Source organism: Bradyrhizobium sp. LB14.3 (assembly GCF_040547985.1).
Taxonomy (GTDB): domain Bacteria; phylum Pseudomonadota; class Alphaproteobacteria; order Rhizobiales; family Xanthobacteraceae; genus Bradyrhizobium.
In genome coordinates this window covers 148,426-167,544 of the sequence record NZ_JBEPQT010000004.1, presented here as the reverse complement: position 1 = coordinate 167,544, position 19,119 = coordinate 148,426, and the positions used below count along the sequence as shown (strand labels likewise).

Sequence of the window (19,119 nt, the reverse complement as noted above, 5' to 3'; positions counted from 1 at the left end):
CAACGCGGCTGAGCATCATGCAAAGCCGGATGTATCCGGGGGTGCGGTCACAATCTATGAGTCGCGACATTGGCCGCGTCCGTTCTGCCTTCAATACCGGACATCGCCAGCTCGCCCCTGCGTATCGGCAAGGGGCCAAGAGCCGACGTCAGCGAGCGCGCCGCTGCGATCGATTTTGAGGTCCTCGCTTTCCAATCCGCTATCCACCACCGCCAGCGAGGCAATCAGTTGGAGCGCCGGGAGCGCGAAAGCTTGGTAGCAGCGGTTACAACCCTGTCGTAGGCCTCAAGGGCAGCGTCGGTCGATAGTTCGATCATCTCTCGGAAGCGTGCATCGCTCACCTGCGTGAAGCTTTGGCCTATAGCGTCGGTGAGTTGATCATCGCTGACCGATTGCTCCTTCGGAGCTGTTCGCCCGGTGAGCTGACTGAATAAGTTCAGCCGATAGGTGTCTGCCGCAACTATCCAGGCCCAGTCATGCAGGTGCACTGTCTTGCGCATCTTTCCAGCTGCCCAGAACGGTCAATCACCCGGTCAGAATATCCTCACACTTTTCAACATCAACTATAATGTTCTCGTCCTTTTAGGGCAGGCTAAGCAAAGACTGCCGCCATGTGCCCAATGGGCCACAGGCTGACTTCCGCCCGAGTTGAGCTGGGATCGGCTTATTTCCTGAAGGCAGACATAGCGGCTGTGTTGGCGGAGGTCGGTAACGGGCCAGATTCAGTCTCATGCAGCGCAGCAAATCGCGCCCGATGATCAGCCCGTCGATGCGGCGAGCACGGTCTATTCGGGCAACCCCGCTTTCCTAAGTCCCTCACCGCTTCCTCCGGCAGCCCCGCATTCTTGCACGTGGCGTCTGCCACACCATGCGGCAGATGAGTTAATCAAGCAGATCGAACACCTGTGGTGCAAACGAAGACGGCGTCCGCCCCGCGATACAGCCCGCGCGCGTCATTGTCGAATACGTACTCCGCGAAGGGATAGCGCAAGATGCGGATCCCATTGGATGAGGGTTCCCGTAACCGGGTAGCGCTTTGGCCTCGCCGACAATCGCGAGAATAAGCCGCCGGTAGAGAAAATGTAAGCTGCCGGTTAAGCGTCCCCGCCAATCTCGCGGCACTCTCTCGTCGGTGGAAAAACACCATCGAGGAGACACCGCAATGACCACGACCACGACGCACAGCACTTCGTGGCTGGAACGGACATCCGTATCGACCCGGCATGTCGCCAATTTCATCTGGAAATGTTGGAATGCCTTTCAGGAGCGCCGCGAGCGCCAAAAGTTGAGCGCCACCTTATCCGACCTAAGCAACCGAGAACTGACGGATATCGGCACCACGCGTGGCGAGATCGACTACGTCGCCTCGCACCGAGGTATTGACCCGCGGGGCATCCGATCCGGCGAATGGCCGCGATATCTGCCAACGGTGGATGGCCAGATTGGGCCTACCGACTCCCGATAGGGGTCAGGAGCGCCGTTTTTGCTGCGCCCGAAGTCCCTTCTGATCTTCCTCAGACACCAGACATTGGAATTGGGTGCGGTAGGCCCAGAAGGGCCACTTCCGGATGCACGCACCGTAACAGTAAAGAGACGAAGCCTCTTGTCTTAACGAAACTGAGCAACCGATCTCAATGCTTGGGACCATCGAACTTGGATCATGCACTGGGTGCATCAGAGGATGGTCCGACGTATCAGGTCATGCTGCCCGGGATGAAACAGCGGACGCGAGGATGTCCATCGATGTTGTGCTTCCAGACCATCGTCCGTCCGGCAAGGTTGGGTTGCTTGATGACGGCGCCATCCGGCACGAGCACCCATTCGTCGTCGATGCGAACGCGATATTGTCCGTGATCGGACTTCCAATTGGGTTCGGAGACGACGTAGGCGTCAGACTCCTCACAGCACTTCCCGAATTCGCTTTGCAGACTCTCGAACCAGGGCTTCAGCGGGGAATTCGCATAGCGCCCATCATCTCGCGCAAGTATCGCGGTCGACGGCAGCAGCAGCAGACAAATTGGAACCGCCATGTGCTTCATCGCTCTGATCGCCAGCATTTCGCCCCTCGGCCATCTCAGTTTCGAATCAGCGCCGCTGGCGTCGTGGGCAAGGAGCGCAGGAACACGAAGCGGGAGGTCACTGGTATTTCCGCATCGGCGCGACCATCCTGGCCAACGAGGATGAGGCCCGCTCCCCCATTTGCCACGGTCAGGATGACTTCTTCACCAGCCCATGTCCGGATCGGGTTCATCCCGATGACGAGAAACTCACCTACGGGCTGGTCCAGATATTGAAGTCTGAGCTGCGGAGCGATTTCGGGCGGCGCAAGCCGGAAGCCCAGTTGCTGCGCGAGTTCGTAGATTTGCCGCAACGGCACCGTCTCACTCTTGAAGCCCAGGTCGGCCGCGGTCACTGTCAGAAGCGTCACCGCCGTTCTGGTGCCGCTAACGGTAAACGCAGGTCGAGCAAGGGCCTCCGCTGCCGAGTTACCGACGCCACAACCAATCGCACTCAGTGCGGTGAGGACAGCAAACGTATCCGGGAACGTCCCGATGCTTATTGTTTTCCATTCGGCAACATCCGAAACGGACGTTACTGGACCCATGCGTGTTGGGACAAATGGCGTCGCCTTGAGAGTCAACTGCCTCTGCAGCACATCACGCGGCGAGCATTGAGCGTGAGCGCGGTTCGCAGAGGCGAGAACGCAAACGACCCAGACCAAGAGCCTCGCTGCAGCCGCCGCTCCCGTCAGCGCAACCATCCGACTCATGATATCCTCCCTCGTGACGCGGGATCGGCGAGCAGTTCATACTGTTCAGCCGCGCACGAGGATGCACCGAGATCATGGGAAGCGCTTTACAAGCGGCTTCCATTCTTCTTACCGTCTGCTTACATCGCAGCTCTGCTGGGGTGCGATCGTACAATAGGAGGACGCATTTGCTTTACTCCTTTGCGGACTTCACGCTGGATACGGACCGGCGGGAGCTGCGGCAGGGAGCCGACACGATTGCTGTCACGCCGCAGGTATTCGACCTTCTGAACTATTTGATCCGGAACAGGGAACGTGTCGTCAGTAAGGACGACCTCATCGCTGGCGTCTGGAATGGTCGCATCGTCTCGGACGCCGCTCTGACGACGCGCATCAATGCCGCTCGGAGCGCCATCGGTGACACCGGCGAGAAACAGCAGTTGATCAAAACATTGCCGCGCAAAGGTTTTCGCTTCGTTGGTGCAGTGCAGGAAGCCCGGAGGCCCGCAAATGAGACGGTTCGCGCAGTCGAGCGAACCGGCGACACGCCGCCGCGCCTATCCATCGTCGTGCTACCCTTCACGAACCTGAGCGGTGATCGTGAGCAGGACTATTTCGCGGATGGTGTAACCGACAGTTTGACCACGGACTTGTCGCGCATCAGTGGTTCATTTGTAATCGCACGGAACAGCGCCGTCTCGTACAAGGGTAAAGCAGTCGATGTACGGCAAGTTGGCCGCGAATTAAACGTTCGCTACGTGCTCGAAGGCTCAGTGCAATGCAGCGGCAGTCGGCTTCGGATGAACGTGCAGTTGATCGATGCTGAGAGCGGCCGGCATCTTTGGGCCGAGCGCTTCGAGAAGCCTGTCGTAGACCTGTTCGACATGCAGGACGAAATCATAGCGAGGCTCGCCAATACATTAGGTGCCCAGCTCATCGAGGCTGAGGCGCGACGAGCCGAGCGTATGGTGCATCCCGATGCGATGGACCTGTACTTCCAAGGCCGGGCCTGGTTGATGAAGGGGTTTAGCCTTGAATGCGTGACGCAAGCGCGGAGCTTCTTCGAACGCTCTCTAGAGTTCGACCCCTGCAACGTCGAAGCAATGATTGGCCTGGCAAGTGTTGATACGGCAGTTGCGACCAGCTTTACGACGGATGACGGGCCTGCGCGGCTTGCAGCTGCCGAGGCGATGGCGAATAGGGCATTGTCCATCAGGCCAAACCGTACTTCGGCCCACTTGGCCCTGGGTTACGTCCAGATCTTTACGAACCGGGCCGCCCAAGGCATCCGCGAATTCGAGCATGCGTTGGCGCTGGATTCGAATAGGGCCAACGCTCATGCTGCCCTTGGCCTCGCCAAGTTCTGCATGGGTCGCGCTGCCGAGACCGAAGGCCATATACGCGAGGCTTTACGTCTCTCCCCTCGCGACGTTGAAGCCTACCAGTGGACGTGTTATGTGGGTGTGGCCAAGCTACAGCTTGGTTCGGACGTCGAAGCCGTCAGTTGGCTGCGACGAAGCACCGAGGCGAACCGCAACTTTCCTCTCGCTCATTTGTCGCTCGCCGCTGCATTGGGCCTGACCGGCGCGCTCGATGAGGCGCGAAATGCTGCAAGAACGGGACTTGCGCTCAACTCGGGTTTCACCATCCGTCGCTTTCTTGCTGCTCAACAAAGCGACAATCCGATTTACCTTGCTGGGGTCGAGCGCGCGTGTGAAGGCTTCCGCCTCGCTGGCGTGCCGGAAGGGTGACGGGCGCTTCCGGTCACAACTAGGTCCGCGACCCGCGTCAGCGACGCGCGTAGGTTCCCCGTTTGAATACCAGCACTAGCGTGACGCCGGCCGGCGTGCGTGGATTCGCTCCGAACAGTTTGGAATATGAACTCGTCTCTATGTTGACGTGGATCTTGGTGGCCTCGTCCACTGTGTACGTCCCGGTGTGGGGCACCACACCCGACGCAATCGCATGACCTCCTCCGGCGAGAGACGCGCGGAATCTCCTGATGCGTATTTCGGCGCATCGAAGGAGGCGCAACTGCCGCTTTGGGTCAAAAGCCGCTGTTGGCCAATCCGTCGGGCGGCGTCAGGCTTCCCCCAAACAGCAGACATGATCGCTCTCGTGGTGTTCAGCTCAGGCTTCACAGTCCTTCTTGTGACCAGATTCGGCCTGCCAACACCTGAGCGGGAGCATTCTTGGCACGTGCGGGAGCATCGCCGACGTTAACCCTGTCGGCAAATGATTCCTCGCGCGTCGGCAGCCGTCGACAAGTCGCCTCATTGCCGCGGAGAATTTCCGACGGCACGAACCTGGATCGGAGGCGCATTATGCTGAGAATGGCGTTGTTGGGCCTTCTGATCCTGTTCAGTGTCGGAGTGCTGTCGGCAATGGAGCTGAGCGCGCCACCGCGTCGCGTCGTCGCGACCGTCCAGCCGCTTGCCGAGCGGCGCGCAAACATCTCTGCTTCGTATGACGCGTCGGCGAAGGCCGATCGCCTCGAGGTTGCCGCCGCGAGCAGCGCGATGCCGACAGAGGCAGCTTCAGTCAAAAACCCCGGTGCTCCGCAAGACATCCATGTCCGCTCGCCCGCGCCGGAACCGATCGTCCGTCATCGGCCCGATCCGAAGACGATCGCGGCCGCCAAACCTCCCAAGCCGAAGCCAAAGCCAATTGTTGTCAAGCGGACCGCCAATGTTCAGCGCGCAAAGTCTGCCAGCGAGACCGAGCCCTGTCGGCTCAAGGCGTTCGGCGGCTTGCTCAAGGCTTTGAATTTGACGCGCTGCGAAATCTGAAAACTCCACGAGCAGTCCAAGCTCGTGCCTGCTTCCTCTAGGAGGCGCTTACGGGTCCACACTTGTCGCCATCTTTCCTCCGGCCGAGGTGTCGCAAATTCTTGCCGTCATCCATATGTTGCCTCCATGAAAAAAATCGGATTCCTCTCCTTCGGGCACTGGACGCCCTCGCCGCAGTCGCAGACCCGCTCGGCGGCGGATACGCTGCTGCAATCGATCGAGCTCGCGGTTGCGGCAGAACAGCTCGGCGCGGACGGCGCCTATTTCCGCGTGCATCACTTCGCGCGACAGCTTGCTTCGCCCTTTCCGCTGCTCGCCGCCGTCGGCGCCAGGACCAGCAAGATCGAGATCGGCACGGCCGTGATCGACATGCGCTACGAGAACCCGCTTTACATGGCGGAGGACGCAGGCTCCGCCGATCTCATCGCCGGCGGTCGGCTTCAGCTCGGCATCAGCCGCGGCTCGCCCGAGCAGGTGATCGACGGCTGGCGCTATTTCGGCCATCAACCGGCCGACGGCGAGAGCGATGCCGACATGGGCCGGCGACATGCCGAGGCCTTTCTCGACATCTTGCGCGGCGAAGGGTTTGCAAAACCCAATCCGCAGCCGATGTTTCCAAATCCGCCGGGGCTGCTGCGCCTGGAGCCCCATTCAGAAGGCCTGCGCGAGCGGATCTGGTGGGGCGCCGGCTCGAACGCCACCGCGATCTGGGCCGCCAAGCTCGGCATGAACTTGCAGAGTTCGACGCTGAAGAACGACGAGACCGGCGAAGCTTTTCACGTGCAGCAGGCCGCGCAAATTCGTAGCTATCGCGCCGCATGGAAGGAAGCCGGCCACACCAGGGAGCCCCGCGTCTCGGTGAGCCGCAGCATCTTCGCGCTGCTCGACGATCGCGATCGCGCCTATTTCGGCAGGAGCGGCGAAGGCGAAGACCAGATCGGCTTCATCGACCCGCGCACGCGGGCAATCTTCGGCCGCAGCTATGCCGCCGAGCCGGATGCGCTGATCGAACAGCTCCGGCAGGACGAGGCGATCGCCGAGGCCGACACGTTGCTGTTGACCGTGCCGAACCAGCTCGGCGTGGACTACTGCGCGCACTCAATCGAGGCGATCCTGACACAGGTCGCGCCTGCGCTGGGATGGCGGTGAGACGTACGCGCGCGTAAATCTTCCAGAACAAAATCACCAAAGAGGGTTGAATGACCTCTCGGAAGGTCATCTCCCGAACCACTGAACAGAACCGTCATGGCTAAGCGGACACGGCGCGTTCGTCTCGGCGCTGTTGCGGAAGTCGACTTTGCCAACATCCCGAAATGGACCATCGACGAGGTCCACCGAGACGGCTTCGACGTTCTCTCGGCCTGGCTCCTTCGCAAGCGTCCGCATGCGGCCTGCGTGTCGATGTACTCCCGGATGCTCGTCAGTCTGCCGTCCCGAACCGTAGCCATTTCTCCATTTCGCTCGGATCGGATCGCGCTCGATCCGATCCCGTGCGTCGTGTCCCCAACGGTGGGGACGTCGTGTTCATCAGTCGAACTTGACCAGGTCCTTAAAGATCAGTTGACCCCAGCTATTTCCGCGCGCCTGCACAAGCAGTCCACCTTCCGAAAGCCCGCCGAGTTTGATCGGCGAGAAGCCGAGCTTTTCCGCAAGCGCGCCAATCTCCGCGGCGGCAGCGTCATCGTCGCTCGCCAGGAACACGACTCTCCTGCCGCCATGTGCGGCCGGATCTTGGCCGAGGACGGCAGCGCCCAAATGGTTGAAGCCCTTGACCAGTCTACCGCCAGCGAAGGCCTGCGCGACGGCCTTGGAAGAAGGCTGTCCTCCCAGTTTCTCAGGGGGCACGCCGTAGGCATTGGTCACATCGACGATGGTCTTCCCCTGCCAGGTGGGCAGCGCCTTCGCGACCTCCTGGTGCGACTCGAAACGGACGGCCAAAAAGACGATGTCTGCCTTGGCCGCTTCTGCCAGCTTTTTGGGAATGATCGTGGGTCCGATCGCGGCCGCGGCGGATGCAAAGCTTTCCGGGTCGCGCGTCGTTGCAACGGATACTTCGATGCCGTTGCGGGCAAACGCCCTGGCCAGAGCCTGGCCGATATTGCCGAAGCCGATAATTGCGTAGCTCATGATGTTTCTCCGATCTAGTGTTGATGCCGGGGTCAGACCTGCGCCATGCCGCCATCGACGGCGAGATCCACGCCGGTGATGAATGAGCTTTCATCGGAGGCGAGGAACATGACGGCAGCCGCGATTTCCTCTGGCTTGCCCCTGCGACCCATTGGGATCTGTGAAGCAAACTGAGCGGCCGCTTGCTCGGCTTGCTCGGGGGTAAGGCCGGTCGTTGTCTCCAGGGCGGGAGTCTCGGTTGGTCCGGGGCTCATCGTATTCACGCGGATTTTCCGGTCTTTCAGCTCCAGCGTCCAAGCGCGCGAGAAGTTGCGCACAGCCGCCTTGCTCGCGGCGTAGGCGCTAAACCCCGGCAGCCCCAACACGTTCGACACCGAAGAGTTCAGGATAATCGAACCGCCGTCTTTGAAGAGGGGAAGGGCCTTCTGCACGGCAAAGAACAGCCCCTTCACGTTCACGTCGAAGGTCTGGTCAAAATGGGCCTCAGTCGCTAGCGCGAGCGGTGCGATTGTGCCGGAGCCCGCGTTCGCGAAGAGAATGTCGATGTGACCATGTTTCTCTTTCACGACGGCGTAGAGCCGGTCCAGATCTTCCAAGCGCGACACGTCGCCCACGACGGTCGTAACGTTCCGCTCGATGAAGGCTGTAGCCTCCCTCAGCTCTTTCTCGCGTCGCCCGGTGATTACGACGTGCGCACCTTCTTCCACGAAGCGCTTGGCTGTGGCCAACCCAATCCCGCTGCTTCCGCCGGTGATGACTGCGATCTTGCCTTCTAGTTTTTTCATGATCTTTTATCTTTCGTTGTGTGTGGGCCAGGCACGGGACCGCACCGGGGTCAGAGTTGCGCCAGGCCGCCGTCGACGGCGACTTCGCTGGCGGTCATGAAGCTGCTGTCCGACGATGCGAGAAAGGCCGCCACGGCCCCGATCTCCGCCGGATCGGCCATGCGCTGGAGCGGAGTCATCGAGGCGAAGACCTTCTGGCCCTCCTCGCCCAGCGCTTCCTTCGCGAGTTCGGTCGCAGTCGCCCCGGGCGACAGCACGTTGACCCGGATGCCGCTGCCTTTCAGGTCCTCCGCCCAGGTCCGCGCGAGGTTGCGCACGGCCGCCTTGCTCGCGCTGTAGGCGCTCATTGCCGGGGCGCCCGTGGTGCCGGCGCTCGATCCGGTCAGGATGATCGAACCGCCCCGGCCCATCAGCGGCAGCGCCTTCTGGACCGTGAAGATCATACCCTTCACATTGGTGTCGAAGGTTTCGTCAATGTGCGCGGCGGTGATCTGGCCGAGCCGAAGCTGGCTTCCCGCGCCTGCATTGGCGAAGACGATGTCGAGGGTTCCGCGCTCGGACTTCACCGCCGCATAGAGTCGGTCGAGGTCGGCCTCATCCGAGACCGAGCCCTTCACCGCGCGGGCATTGGGCCCGAGGGCGGCGACAGCAGCGTCGAGCGCCTCCTGTCGGCGGCCGAAGATGAAGACGAAGGCGCCTTCTTCGATGAAGCGCTTTGCTGCGGCGCGCCCAATGCCGGTAGCGCCACCCGTGATAACTGCAACCTTACCGTCTAGCTTTCGCACAACGTCTCCTTTCGTGATGTCGGGACGGCATCTGCCCCCGAGAACCTCGACATAGGTCGGTCGGCGTCAGGCGTTGAGTGCGGAAGCGCGCACATCGGTGGTGCGAAATCGATCCGCGCGGACGACTGACGGCAGGGCGACGATCGGTGTCCGCCGTTCGGGGGAATTGGTCCGTGCTTGTGGACATTGGCTGGAATGACCGCCCGTACTGCTGTACGAGACGTTAGATACGGGCTTTGGAAGGCGCACCGCGCGGTGCGGGATCGCACCATGATCGACTGGGATGACGTTCGCTACTTTCTTGCCGTCGCGCGCGGAGGCTCGGTGCGGGCTGCCGCCGAGCGCCTCGGTGTGAATCACGCGACCGTGCTGCGACGCATCGCCCAGCTCGAGGAACGGCTCGGGGTCCAAATGTTCGAAAAGCTGCCTTCGGGCTACCGCCTGACGGCTGCGGGCGAGGAGGTCCTCGAGTTCGCGGACCAGATGGAAGCGTCGTCGCACCTGCTGGAGACGCGCGTCTTCGGGCGCGACCAGAGCGTGCGCGGGCTTCTGCGGGTGACGCTGGCGCCGCCGCTGGCGACACACCTGCTCATGCCGGACTTCGCCGACTTCGCGCGTCTGCATCCGGACATCGAGATGGAAATCCTGTCGTTCGGCGAGCTGGCAAATCTGACCAACCGAGAGGCCGACGTCGCGATCCGCGTCGTCTACGACCGCAAAACCCTGCCGCTCAATCTTCACGGCATGAAGGGACCGGAGCTGTTCGGCGGCGTCTACATGTCCAGGGATCGACTAGCCGCGTGTCGTACGGGCGCGCCGGATCCCATCCGGTGGATCGTCATCAGCATTCATGGAATACCCGACTGGGCCAGCGAGGGTGAGGTTCGCACCACGGGGGTTCCATTCAGGATCACGGACGCCGAGGCGCAGATCGTTGCAGTACGGCAAGGGCTCGGGATCACGACGCTGCCGTGCTTCATTGGCGATGCCGACCCCCTGCTGGTGAGGGTGCCGGGCACCGGCCTGCACATGTACGGAACGCTCTGGCTTCTCACACACGGGGAGACCCGCAAGACGAAGCGCGTACGGCTCTTCACGGAGTTCGTATCCCGCAGGCTCGCCGCATACGCTCCGCTTCTCGCGGGACTGTCCCTATCGCGCGACTGACGCCCGGCAGGTCGCCGGCGATGCTTGCATCCTTTCGTCGCAACATTTAGATCGCACCCGATTTAACCGGATACGATTTATATCGGGACGATATCGCAAACTCCGGAGGGATCCATGAGCCGTTTCGGAAAGCCTGCATTAAAGGGTGCAAGGATGTGCTGGAGAGAGCCGAGCTGGCCAGTCAATCGGGGCCAAACCGCATTCGGAGATGAGTACCAAATGGCGCGCCCGGAACGATTCGAACGTCCGACCCTCAGATTCGTAGTCTGATGCTCTATCCAGCTGAGCTACGGGCGCGTTTTTCGCGAACAGCAATGCGGGCAAGGCCTACATGCACCCTCCGGACAACGCCGAAGGGGTGCGAAAGAGCGCTCTGACTAACCGCTCTTGCCCGAATTGGCAAGGTCCGGATTGGGGAGATTTTGCAGGGCAACGACGGTTTCCGGTGGGCTTCCGGCCGACTACGCCCTTGCCCGCTCGTTGCGGATGGAGAGGAGTTCCACGGGACGGTCGGGGATGACGATCCGGAAGGTGGCGCCGAGGGTGCCTTCGACCAGATGGATGTCGCCGCCATGGGCGCGGACGAGCTCGGCGGCGATGGCAAGGCCAAGGCCGCTGCCGCCCGGGCGGCCGGAGGTCTGGAACGCCTCGAACAGATGGTCCCGGGTCTTCTGGGGCACGCCGGGGCCGGTGTCGGAGACCTCCAGGATGGCGACGGCGCCTTCGCGTTTTCCCGTGATCCGGATCTGCTGCGCGCCGCCCTCGGCCGACGAATGGCTTTCCAGTGCCTGGGCGGCGTTGCGGACGAGGTTGAGCAGCACGCGGAACAGCTGGTCGGGATCGGCGTCGACCGCGAGCCCCCGCTCGATCGCGGCGACCCAGACGATCGCGGCATCGCTGGCAAGGCCCGCGGTCTCGCGCACCTCCAGCACCACCGGCTCGATCAGGATCATGCGCCGATCGGGCGCGGCCTCCTGGGCGCGGCCGTAAGACAAGGTCGACTGGCAGAAGGCGATGGCGCGCTCGAGCGAACGCACGAGCTTTGGCGCAAAGCGCTGCACCCGCGGATCCGGCACGCTGGCGAGCTGGTCCGACAAAAGCTGGGCCGAGGCCAGCAAATTGCGCAGATCATGGTTGATCTTGGAGACGGCGAGGCCGAGGGCGGCAAGCCGGCTCTTCTGATGCAGCATCGACATCAAATCGCGCTGCATGTCCGACAATTCGCGCTCGGCGACCCCGATTTCGTCGCTGCGCTGGCTCGGCACGATGATCCCCGCCGAGCTTTCGGGGTTTTCGTGGAAGCCGACCAGGCTCGCCGTCAACCGCCGCATCGGGCGCACGAACAGATAATGGAGCGCGAGATAGACGAGGCCCGCGGTCAGCGCCGCGATGATCAGCGCGACCACCACGACGTTGCGGGAGAAGCGGTACATCGACTGCCGCAGCGGCAGCTCGTCGGTCACGATCTCGATGAACTGGGCGTTGCCGACCCCGGGCCCGACGATCCGGATGGCCTGGTTGCCGGTCTCCAGCATCATCCGGAACGAGCCGGTGATCGCCTCCCACGCCGTCATGTCGCGCAGGTCGATGTCGTGCTCGATGGCGGTCGGCAGATTGTCGCTGGCGAGCAGACGGCGCTGCTGGCCCATCTTGATGGCGACGGCGCGGGCATTGATGCTTTTCAGGATCTGGCGCGACAGCGAATCGGGAACCATGCCGAGCGGAGCTGCATCGAGCACCAGCGCCGCCGTGTTGGCCGCCGCCACGCGGTCGTTCAGCCGGTTGACCCAGAAGTTGGCGATGGCAGGCACGTAGAGCAGGACGGCCGCGATCATCACCAGGGGAACAGTGAGCAGCAACAGCTTGCCGGATAACCCAAGCCCGCGCGTCCCGCGCGGCTGCGTCGCCGGCGGGTCCCGCTGATCCTGATCCTGGATCGGCTGGAGGTCTGTCGCTGCCACGTATTCGCCCCTGTTGGCCTGGCTGATGGAGGATGCGACCAGCCCGGGGGCCGGTCAAATTACAGATCGCTAATCTGCCGAGGTGGGATGTAAGCGCGGATATCGCTAATCGCTACCTCGAGGGTTAAAAACCCCGCACAAACAGCGATATTCACCGGATCAGAGCGCTTGTGCGGCGTTGACGAAAAGGAGGCGCTCGCATATAAGCCGGCCAAATTGTCCGCGATGACCCGGTGTAACGCCGGGAGCGGCTCTCTTGGGGCCGAAAGCGGGCCCGTTTTGGGCAGCATCTTCCGGACTTTATCATCAATTCTACAGGCAAATTGCCCGGTCAGCGGAGAAAAACCCGTGAAGCGGACTTATCAACCCAGCAAACTGGTGCGCAAGCGCCGTCACGGCTTCCGTGCCCGTCTCGCTACTGCCGGCGGCCGCAAGGTTCTCGCCGCACGCCGCGCTCGCGGCCGCAAGCGTCTGAGCGCCTGAGCCGGACCCCCTTTTTGGGATTTCATCATGGATCGGCTGAGGCAGCGAGCGGATTTCCTCGCCGTTGCCAATGGCGCGCGGGTGAATAGTCCCGCGTTCGTCCTGCAAAGCCGTGGCCGTGACGACAGCGGCCCGATCCGGATCGGCTTCACCGTTACCAAAAAGAACGGCAACGCCCCCGAGCGCAATCGCATCCGGCGCCGGCTTCGCGAACTGGTGAAGCGGCTCGATCCGGTGTCGATGCAGCCCCATCATGATTATGTGCTGGTCGGCCGAAGGGACGCGCTCTCGCGCGGCTTCGCCACCATGCTCGACGATCTGCGCATAGCGTTCGCGAAGCCCGCGCGGCATACGCACAAGGGACGCGGCCCAAAAACCGACGGCCAAAGAACCGACGGCTTAAAGCCCGGCCCCGCTCCTGCGACCAGCCGCAAACCGGATTGATGACGAGAATGATGACCGATAACCGCAACACCATCCTCGCCGTCATTCTGTCGGGCCTCGTGCTGATCGCCTGGCAATATTTCTACAACATGCCGGCGATGGAGAAGCAGCGCGTCCAGCAACAGACGCAGGCCGAGCTGCAGAAGACCACGCCGCAGCCGACGGCTTCCGGGACGCCGGGCGCCACGCCGCAGCCCGGCACCGCAGGCTCGCCCTCCGCTCCCCAGACCGCCAATCAGCCGGGCCAGCCGATCGTCAGCCGCGAGGCGGCGATTGCCGCCTCCCCCCGCGTCAAGATCGATACACCCCGCTTGACCGGCAGCATTGCCTTGAAGGGTGCGCGCATCGACGATCTCGCGCTGGTGCAGTATCGCGAAACGGTCGACCCGAAGTCGCCGCCGATCATCCTCTATTCGCCGTCGGGCACTGCAGAGCCCTATTACGCGGAATTTGGCTGGGTGGCCGGGACAGGCGGCACAAAGGTGCCCGACCGGACCACCGATTGGCAGCAGGAGGGCACCAACAGCCTGACGCCGTCCACGCCGGTCATGCTGAAATACGACAATGGCGAAGGCCTCACCTTCCGCCGCACCGTCACGATCGACGACCACTACCTCTTCAGCATCAAGGACGAGGTGACTAATGTCGGCAACGCGCCGGTCAAACTCTATCCCTTCGCGCTGATCTCGCGCCACGGCACGCCGCACGTCTCGGGCTACTACATCCTGCATGAAGGCCTGATCGGTTATTTGGGCGAGCAGGGCTTGCAGGAGAAGGCCTATAAGGCTGTCGGCGAAGCACCCGCGATCGGCAACGGCGGACACGGGTTCGAATTCAACAACGTCACCAATGCCTGGCTCGGTATTACCGACAAATATTGGGCGTCTGCGCTCCTTCCCGACACGTCGGCAACGCTCAAGGCCCGTTTTGTCGCCGAACCCGGCACCCAGATCCGATACCAGACCGACTATCTGCAAAGCGAGCAGACCGTCCCGATCGGCGGCACGACGACGACGAACGCGCGGCTGTTCGCCGGCGCCAAGGAAGCCGGCGTCGTCGGCGTGTTCCCGTTCGCCGGCCTCGGCGGCTACAACAAGGAGCTCGGCCTCAACCATTTCGATCTCTTGATCGACTGGGGCTGGTTCTACTTCATCACCAAGCCGATGTTCCTCGGCCTCGACTTCTTCTACCGCTTCTTCGGCAATTTCGGCATCTCGATCCTGCTCGTGACCGTGATCGTGAAGTTCTTGTTCTTCCCGCTGGCGAACAAGTCCTACGCCTCGATGGCGAAGATGAAGTCGGTCCAGCCGCAGCTTCAGGCGCTCAAGGAGCGCTACCCCGACGACAAGGTGAAGCAGCAGCAGGAGATGATGGAGATCTACCGCAAGGAGAAGATCAACCCGGTCGCCGGCTGTCTTCCCGTGGTGATCCAGATCCCGGTGTTCTTCTCGCTCTACAAGGTGCTGTTCGTCACCATCGAGATGCGGCACGCGCCGTTCTTCGGCTGGATCAAGGACCTGTCCGCGCCGGATCCGACCAATCTCTTCACGCTGTTCGGCCTGATCCCGTTCGATCCGACCACGCTGCCGCTGTTCGGCCATTACCTCGCGCTCGGCATCTGGCCGATCATCATGGGCATCACGATGTGGTTCCAGATGAAGCTGAACCCGACGCCGCCGGATCCGACCCAGCAGCTGATCTTCAACTGGATGCCGCTGATCTTCACCTTCATGCTGGCGGGCTTCCCGGCGGGTCTCGTGATCTACTGGGCCTGGAACAACACGCTCTCAGTGCTCCAGCAGAGCTTCATCATGCGCCGCAACGGCGTGAAGGTAGAGCTGTTCGACAATCTCAAGGCGACGTTCGCGAAGAAGGCGACGTAGCTCTCCGTCATTGCGAGGAGCGAAGCTCCGAAGCAATCCAGACCGTTTCCCCGGAGGCACCCTGGATTGCTTCGCTTCGCTCGCAATGACACGGTAACAACCGAAAGCTTTCGCATGAATGACGACAAAGATGCGAAGCTGATCGAGGTCGGGCGAAAGCTGTTTGCCCGCGACTGGCAGTTCATCTGGGCCTCGCCCTCGATTGAAACGCTGCCGCCGATGGCGGGGCTGGAGATCGCCTTTGCCGGCCGCTCCAATGTCGGCAAGTCGAGCCTGATCAACGCGCTGACCGGCCGCAACGCGCTCGCGCGCACCTCGCATACGCCGGGCCGCACCCAGGAGCTGATCTTCTTCGAGGTCCCCGGCAAGACCGAGCTCCGCCTCGTCGACATGCCCGGCTATGGCTATGCCAAGGCGCCGAAGAGCCAGGTCGCGTCCTGGACCGAGCTGATCCACAAATTCCTGCTCGGCCGCGCCTCGCTCGCGCGCGTCTACGTGCTGATCGACGCGCGGCATGGCCTCAAGGAGGTCGACCACGAAGTCCTGAAGACGCTCGACCGCTCCGCGGTCAGTTACCAGATCGTGCTGACCAAGGCAGACCAGGTGAAGGCCGCCGAGCTCGCTGAGCGGATTGCCGAGACCGGCGTTGCGCTCGCCAAACATCCCGCCGCGTTTCCGGATGTGCTGACGACCTCGTCCCGCTCCGGATCTGGCATGGCCGAGCTGCGCGCCGCGATGGCGAAGCTGCTGGAGGAGCGGACCAAGTGATGGCTCGCCTCTTGATCGGGTTTGCCGGTCTGATGGGCGCCGCCGGCGTCGCGCTCGCCGCCGCCGCCGCCCACGGTGGCGATGCGAGCCGGCTTGCTTCGGCGAGCGCCATGCTGCTGTTTCATGCAACTGCCGTATTTGCGGCCACAGCCCTGCTCGCGCACCGCCTTCTGCACGGCGGAATTGGCCTGATCGCCGCGTTCGGTTTTGTGCTCGGTGCCGCGCTGTTCGCGGGCGACCTCACCTTGCGGCAATATGCCGGCCATTCGCTGTTTCCATATGCGGCGCCGACGGGTGGAACGGTGATGATTTTGAGCTGGCTGGTGGTGACGCTCGCGACGGTGGTGGTGAAGCGCGGTCCGTAGCGGCTGCGTCGGGGCACGAAGACCACTTTGCGCCTCGCCCGCCAATCAGATAGAACGCCGCCCGAGTATCCCGCCAGCGAGATCCGCCTCATGACCGAAATCTCACCGCTCGACCAGGCCCGCATCCTGTCCGAAGCGCTGCCGCACATGCAGCAGTATGACGAGGAAACCATCGTCATCAAGTATGGCGGCCATGCCATGGGCGACGAGGAGGCCGCGAAGAATTTTGCCCGCGACATCGTGCTGCTCGAGCAGACCGCGATCAATCCGGTGGTGGTGCATGGCGGCGGCCCGCAGATCGCGACCATGCTCAAGCGGCTCGGCATCGCCTCGGAATTCGCCGCCGGCCTGCGCATCACTGATGCCGCGACGATCGAGATCGTCGAGATGGTGCTGGCCGGCTCCGTCAACAAGCAGATCGTCGGCTACATCAACGAAGCCGGCGGCAAAGCCGTGGGCCTGTCAGGCAAGGACGCCAACATGGTGAAGGCGTCGAAGACGACGCGCACCATCATCGATCCGGACTCGCACATCGAGAAGGCGGTCGATCTCGGCTTCGTCGGCGACCCCGAGAAAGTCGACCTCACGCTGCTCAACCAGCTGATCGGCTACGAGCTGATCCCGGTGCTGGCACCGCTCGCGACCTCGAAAGAGGGCCAGACGCTGAACGTCAACGCCGACACTTTTGCAGGCGCCGTGGCCGGCGCGCTGAAGGCAAAGCGGCTGCTGCTGCTTACCGACGTACCCGGCGTGCTCAACAAGTCGAAGAAGCTGATCCCGCAGCTCTCGGTCAAGGACGCGCGAAAGCTAATCGCCGACGGCACCATTTCCGGCGGCATGATCCCGAAGGTCGAGACCTGCATCTACGCGCTCGAACAGGGTGTCGAGGGCGTCGTCATCATCGACGGCAAGATGCAGCACGCGGTACTGCTCGAACTCTTCACCAACACGGGCACCGGAACGCTGATCCACAAGTGAGAGATGAGAAACCGAGAGACGCCGTCATGGTCGAGCGGAGAGTTCAGCCACCGCGCCGCTCCACTCTCACGCGCTTCCTGATGACGCTCCCTGCCGCAGCCATCTCGTTTGTCTTCTCCTCCGCGCCGGCCTTCGCCGACCTCAAGATCTGCAACCGCATGTCCTATGTCGTCGAGGCCGCGATCGGCATCGACGACAAGGCGGCGACCGCCACGCGCGGCTGGTTCAGGATCGATCCCGCCACCTGTCGCGTGGTGGTGCAGGGCACACTCTCCGCCGACCGCATCCTGCTCAACGCCCGCGCGCTCGGCGTCTACGGCGCATCCCCGATCCCGCAGAACGGCAGCGACACGCTGTGCGTCGCGCAGGACAATTTCGTCATCGCGGCCGCGCGGCAGTGCCGCAGCGGCCAGACCCAGGCCGCCTTCACGCAGATCACGCCGACGCAAGGCGCGGACGGCAATCTCGTCGCCTATCTCGCGGAGGATTCCGAATATGACGACGAGCAGGCCCGCCTTGCCGCCATCCAGCGGCTTTTGGTGATTGCAGGCTACGATGCCGCGCCGATCGATGGCGTCGACGGGCCGAAGACGCAAGGCGCGCTGGCCGCTTTTCTGAAGAGTCGCGGATTGTCGTCGGACATCGTGTCGTCGCCGAACCTCTTCAAGACCATGGTCGATGCGGTGCAGACGCCGTCTCCGACCGGCCTCACCTGGTGCAACGACACCCCGCACAAGGTGATGGCAGCGGTCGCCACCGACGACGGCAAGTCGGTGACGAGCCGCGGCTGGTATCGCATCGATCCCAAGACCTGCCTGCACCCTGACGTGGCCGGCCAGCCCAGGCAGATCTTCAGCTTCGCCGAGGCCATCGACGCCGACAACCGCGTCGTCAAGCTGAAGGACAAGCCGCTGAACTGGGGCGGCGACAAGCAACTTTGCACGCGCGAAACCAAGTTCGAGACCCACGAGCAGACCGATTGCGGCGCACGCGGTTTCGCGGCGACGGGTTTCGGCGCGGTAGACATGTCAAGCGGCGGCAAGACGCTGCGGTTTGCGATGCCGTGATTGAGAAAGCTGTGATGACCCCACCCCGCGCCTTCGCCCATGTCGACACCTGGGTGTTCGACCTCGACAACACGCTGTATCCGCACCACGTCAATCTGTGGCAGCAGGTCGATGCTCGGATCACCGAGTTCGTTTGCAACTGGCTGAACCTGACGCCGGTGGAAGCGCGCAAGATCCAGAAGGATTATTACCAGCGCTTCGGCACCACGATGCGCGGCATGATGACCCTGCACGGCGTACGCGCCGACGACTATCTCGCCTACGTCCACAAGATCGACCACTCGCCGCTGGAGCCGAACCCGGCGCTGGGCGAGGCCATCGCAAAACTGTCGGGACGAAAGCTGATCCTGACCAACGGCTCGGTCGACCATGTCGATGCGGTGCTGGCGCGGCTGGGCTTTGCTGCGCATTTCGATGGCGTGTTCGACATCATCGCGGCCGAATTCGAGCCGAAGCCGGCGCCGCAGACCTACCGGAAATTTCTCTTGGACCATTCGGTCGACCCGATACGGTCGGCCATGTTCGAGGACCTCGCCCGCAACCTCACCGTCCCGCACGAGCTCGGCATGACGACGGTGCTGGTGGTGCCTGACGGCACCAGGGAGGTGGTGCGCGAGGACTGGGAGCTGGAAGGCCGGGACGCCGCCCATGTCGACCACGTCACGGATGATCTGGCGGGGTTTTTAGGCAGGTTGCCTCATCCCAGGTGAGCCGTCATACCCGGCGAAGGCGGGTATCCGGTCATCGCCGCCGTCTCGATTCATCACG

20 protein-coding genes, 1 tRNA gene and 1 pseudogene are annotated in these 19,119 nt (G+C 62.7%); 13 read left to right on the top strand and 9 right to left on the bottom strand.

Features of this window, described 5'->3' with window-relative positions:
• Nucleotides 1-224: 224 nt before the first annotated feature.
• The gene (locus tag ABIB00_RS10905; RefSeq protein WP_247445319.1) at nucleotides 225-500 is read right to left on the bottom strand and encodes a hypothetical protein; all 276 of its coding nucleotides are present in this window, start codon (nucleotides 498-500) and stop codon (nucleotides 225-227) included.
• Between the two features lie 662 nt (nucleotides 501-1,162).
• Between ABIB00_RS10905 and ABIB00_RS10900 the strand changes: the two genes are divergently transcribed.
• Nucleotides 1,163-1,465 (top strand): DUF1127 domain-containing protein, encoded by a 303-nt coding sequence (locus tag ABIB00_RS10900; protein WP_247445321.1) that lies wholly within the window; start codon nucleotides 1,163-1,165, stop codon nucleotides 1,463-1,465.
• A gap of 229 nt (nucleotides 1,466-1,694) precedes the next feature.
• Here the strand turns inward: ABIB00_RS10900 and ABIB00_RS10895 are convergent, their stop codons facing one another.
• On the bottom strand, nucleotides 1,695-2,057 hold the full coding sequence (locus ABIB00_RS10895; protein WP_354104315.1) for a hypothetical protein: 363 nt from the start codon (nucleotides 2,055-2,057) through the stop codon (nucleotides 1,695-1,697).
• A gap of 17 nt (nucleotides 2,058-2,074) precedes the next feature.
• Entirely contained in the window at nucleotides 2,075-2,770 is a 696-nt protein-coding gene (locus tag ABIB00_RS10890; protein WP_025576406.1) for a hypothetical protein, read from the bottom strand.
• A gap of 167 nt (nucleotides 2,771-2,937) precedes the next feature.
• On the opposite strand from ABIB00_RS10890, the gene ABIB00_RS10885 reads away from it, so the two are divergent.
• The 3 genes from ABIB00_RS10885 (at nucleotide 2,938) to ABIB00_RS10875 (ending at nucleotide 6,687) form a co-directional block, all read left to right on the top strand.
• Nucleotides 2,938-4,500, top strand: coding sequence for a winged helix-turn-helix domain-containing protein (locus tag ABIB00_RS10885; RefSeq protein ID WP_247445322.1), 1,563 nt, complete (start codon nucleotides 2,938-2,940; stop codon nucleotides 4,498-4,500).
• A 573-nt stretch (nucleotides 4,501-5,073) separates the two neighbouring features.
• Complete coding sequence (locus ABIB00_RS10880; protein ID WP_354104314.1) at nucleotides 5,074-5,538, top strand: hypothetical protein; 465 nt, start codon at nucleotides 5,074-5,076, stop codon at nucleotides 5,536-5,538.
• 126 nt (nucleotides 5,539-5,664) lie between these two features.
• On the top strand, nucleotides 5,665-6,687 hold the full coding sequence (locus tag ABIB00_RS10875; protein WP_247445324.1) for an LLM class flavin-dependent oxidoreductase: 1,023 nt from the start codon (nucleotides 5,665-5,667) through the stop codon (nucleotides 6,685-6,687).
• Between the two features lie 165 nt (nucleotides 6,688-6,852).
• Here ABIB00_RS10875 and ABIB00_RS39065 read toward each other — a convergent pair.
• From ABIB00_RS39065 to ABIB00_RS10860, 4 genes and pseudogenes are all read right to left on the bottom strand, one after another.
• Nucleotides 6,853-6,930 (bottom strand): annotated as a pseudogene (locus ABIB00_RS39065) (class I SAM-dependent methyltransferase); the annotation flags it as partial.
• A 135-nt stretch (nucleotides 6,931-7,065) separates the two neighbouring features.
• Nucleotides 7,066-7,665: an NADPH-dependent F420 reductase gene (locus ABIB00_RS10870; protein WP_354104313.1), complete on the bottom strand. Its 600-nt coding sequence runs from the start codon at nucleotides 7,663-7,665 to the stop codon at nucleotides 7,066-7,068.
• Between the two features lie 32 nt (nucleotides 7,666-7,697).
• Nucleotides 7,698-8,450 carry an SDR family NAD(P)-dependent oxidoreductase gene (locus tag ABIB00_RS10865; protein WP_354104312.1) on the bottom strand — a complete coding sequence of 251 codons (753 nt, stop codon included), beginning with the start codon at nucleotides 8,448-8,450 and terminating at the stop codon, nucleotides 7,698-7,700.
• 50 nt (nucleotides 8,451-8,500) lie between these two features.
• Nucleotides 8,501-9,235, bottom strand: coding sequence for an SDR family NAD(P)-dependent oxidoreductase (locus tag ABIB00_RS10860; protein ID WP_354104311.1), 735 nt, complete (start codon nucleotides 9,233-9,235; stop codon nucleotides 8,501-8,503).
• A 270-nt stretch (nucleotides 9,236-9,505) separates the two neighbouring features.
• On the opposite strand from ABIB00_RS10860, the gene ABIB00_RS10855 reads away from it, so the two are divergent.
• Nucleotides 9,506-10,402, top strand: a complete 897-nt coding sequence (locus ABIB00_RS10855; RefSeq protein WP_354104310.1) for a LysR family transcriptional regulator — start codon at nucleotides 9,506-9,508, stop codon at nucleotides 10,400-10,402.
• 220 nt (nucleotides 10,403-10,622) lie between these two features.
• Here the strand turns inward: ABIB00_RS10855 and ABIB00_RS10850 are convergent.
• Nucleotides 10,623-10,699: transfer RNA gene (locus tag ABIB00_RS10850), tRNA-Arg, on the bottom strand.
• Nucleotides 10,700-10,863: 164 nt separating this feature from the next.
• On the bottom strand, nucleotides 10,864-12,363 hold the full coding sequence (locus ABIB00_RS10845; protein ID WP_247351420.1) for an ATP-binding protein: 1,500 nt from the start codon (nucleotides 12,361-12,363) through the stop codon (nucleotides 10,864-10,866).
• 348 nt (nucleotides 12,364-12,711) lie between these two features.
• On the opposite strand from ABIB00_RS10845, the gene rpmH reads away from it, so the two are divergent.
• The 8 genes from rpmH (at nucleotide 12,712) to ABIB00_RS10805 (ending at nucleotide 19,061) form a co-directional block, all read left to right on the top strand.
• Nucleotides 12,712-12,846 (top strand): 50S ribosomal protein L34, encoded by a 135-nt coding sequence (rpmH, locus tag ABIB00_RS10840; protein ID WP_008542748.1) that lies wholly within the window; start codon nucleotides 12,712-12,714, stop codon nucleotides 12,844-12,846.
• A gap of 27 nt (nucleotides 12,847-12,873) precedes the next feature.
• The gene (rnpA, locus tag ABIB00_RS10835; protein WP_247351422.1) at nucleotides 12,874-13,290 is read left to right on the top strand and encodes a ribonuclease P protein component; all 417 of its coding nucleotides are present in this window, start codon (nucleotides 12,874-12,876) and stop codon (nucleotides 13,288-13,290) included.
• Nucleotides 13,291-13,301: 11 nt separating this feature from the next.
• Nucleotides 13,302-15,173: a membrane protein insertase YidC gene (yidC, locus tag ABIB00_RS10830; protein WP_354104544.1), complete on the top strand. Its 1,872-nt coding sequence runs from the start codon at nucleotides 13,302-13,304 to the stop codon at nucleotides 15,171-15,173.
• A gap of 114 nt (nucleotides 15,174-15,287) precedes the next feature.
• Nucleotides 15,288-15,941: a ribosome biogenesis GTP-binding protein YihA/YsxC gene (gene yihA / locus ABIB00_RS10825; RefSeq protein WP_354104309.1), complete on the top strand. Its 654-nt coding sequence runs from the start codon at nucleotides 15,288-15,290 to the stop codon at nucleotides 15,939-15,941.
• A complete protein-coding gene (locus tag ABIB00_RS10820; protein WP_354104543.1) occupies nucleotides 15,941-16,306 on the top strand; it encodes a DUF423 domain-containing protein in 366 nt (121 codons plus the stop codon). The genes yihA and ABIB00_RS10820 overlap by 1 nt, the downstream gene beginning before the upstream one ends.
• Before the next feature lie 90 nt (nucleotides 16,307-16,396).
• Entirely contained in the window at nucleotides 16,397-17,284 is an 888-nt protein-coding gene (argB, locus tag ABIB00_RS10815) for an acetylglutamate kinase (protein ID WP_354104308.1), read from the top strand.
• Nucleotides 17,285-17,364: 80 nt separating this feature from the next.
• Complete coding sequence (locus ABIB00_RS10810; RefSeq protein WP_354104542.1) at nucleotides 17,365-18,351, top strand: DUF1036 domain-containing protein; 987 nt, start codon at nucleotides 17,365-17,367, stop codon at nucleotides 18,349-18,351.
• Nucleotides 18,352-18,365: 14 nt separating this feature from the next.
• Complete coding sequence (locus ABIB00_RS10805; protein ID WP_354104307.1) at nucleotides 18,366-19,061, top strand: pyrimidine 5'-nucleotidase; 696 nt, start codon at nucleotides 18,366-18,368, stop codon at nucleotides 19,059-19,061.
• Nucleotides 19,062-19,119: the final 58 nt, after the last annotated feature.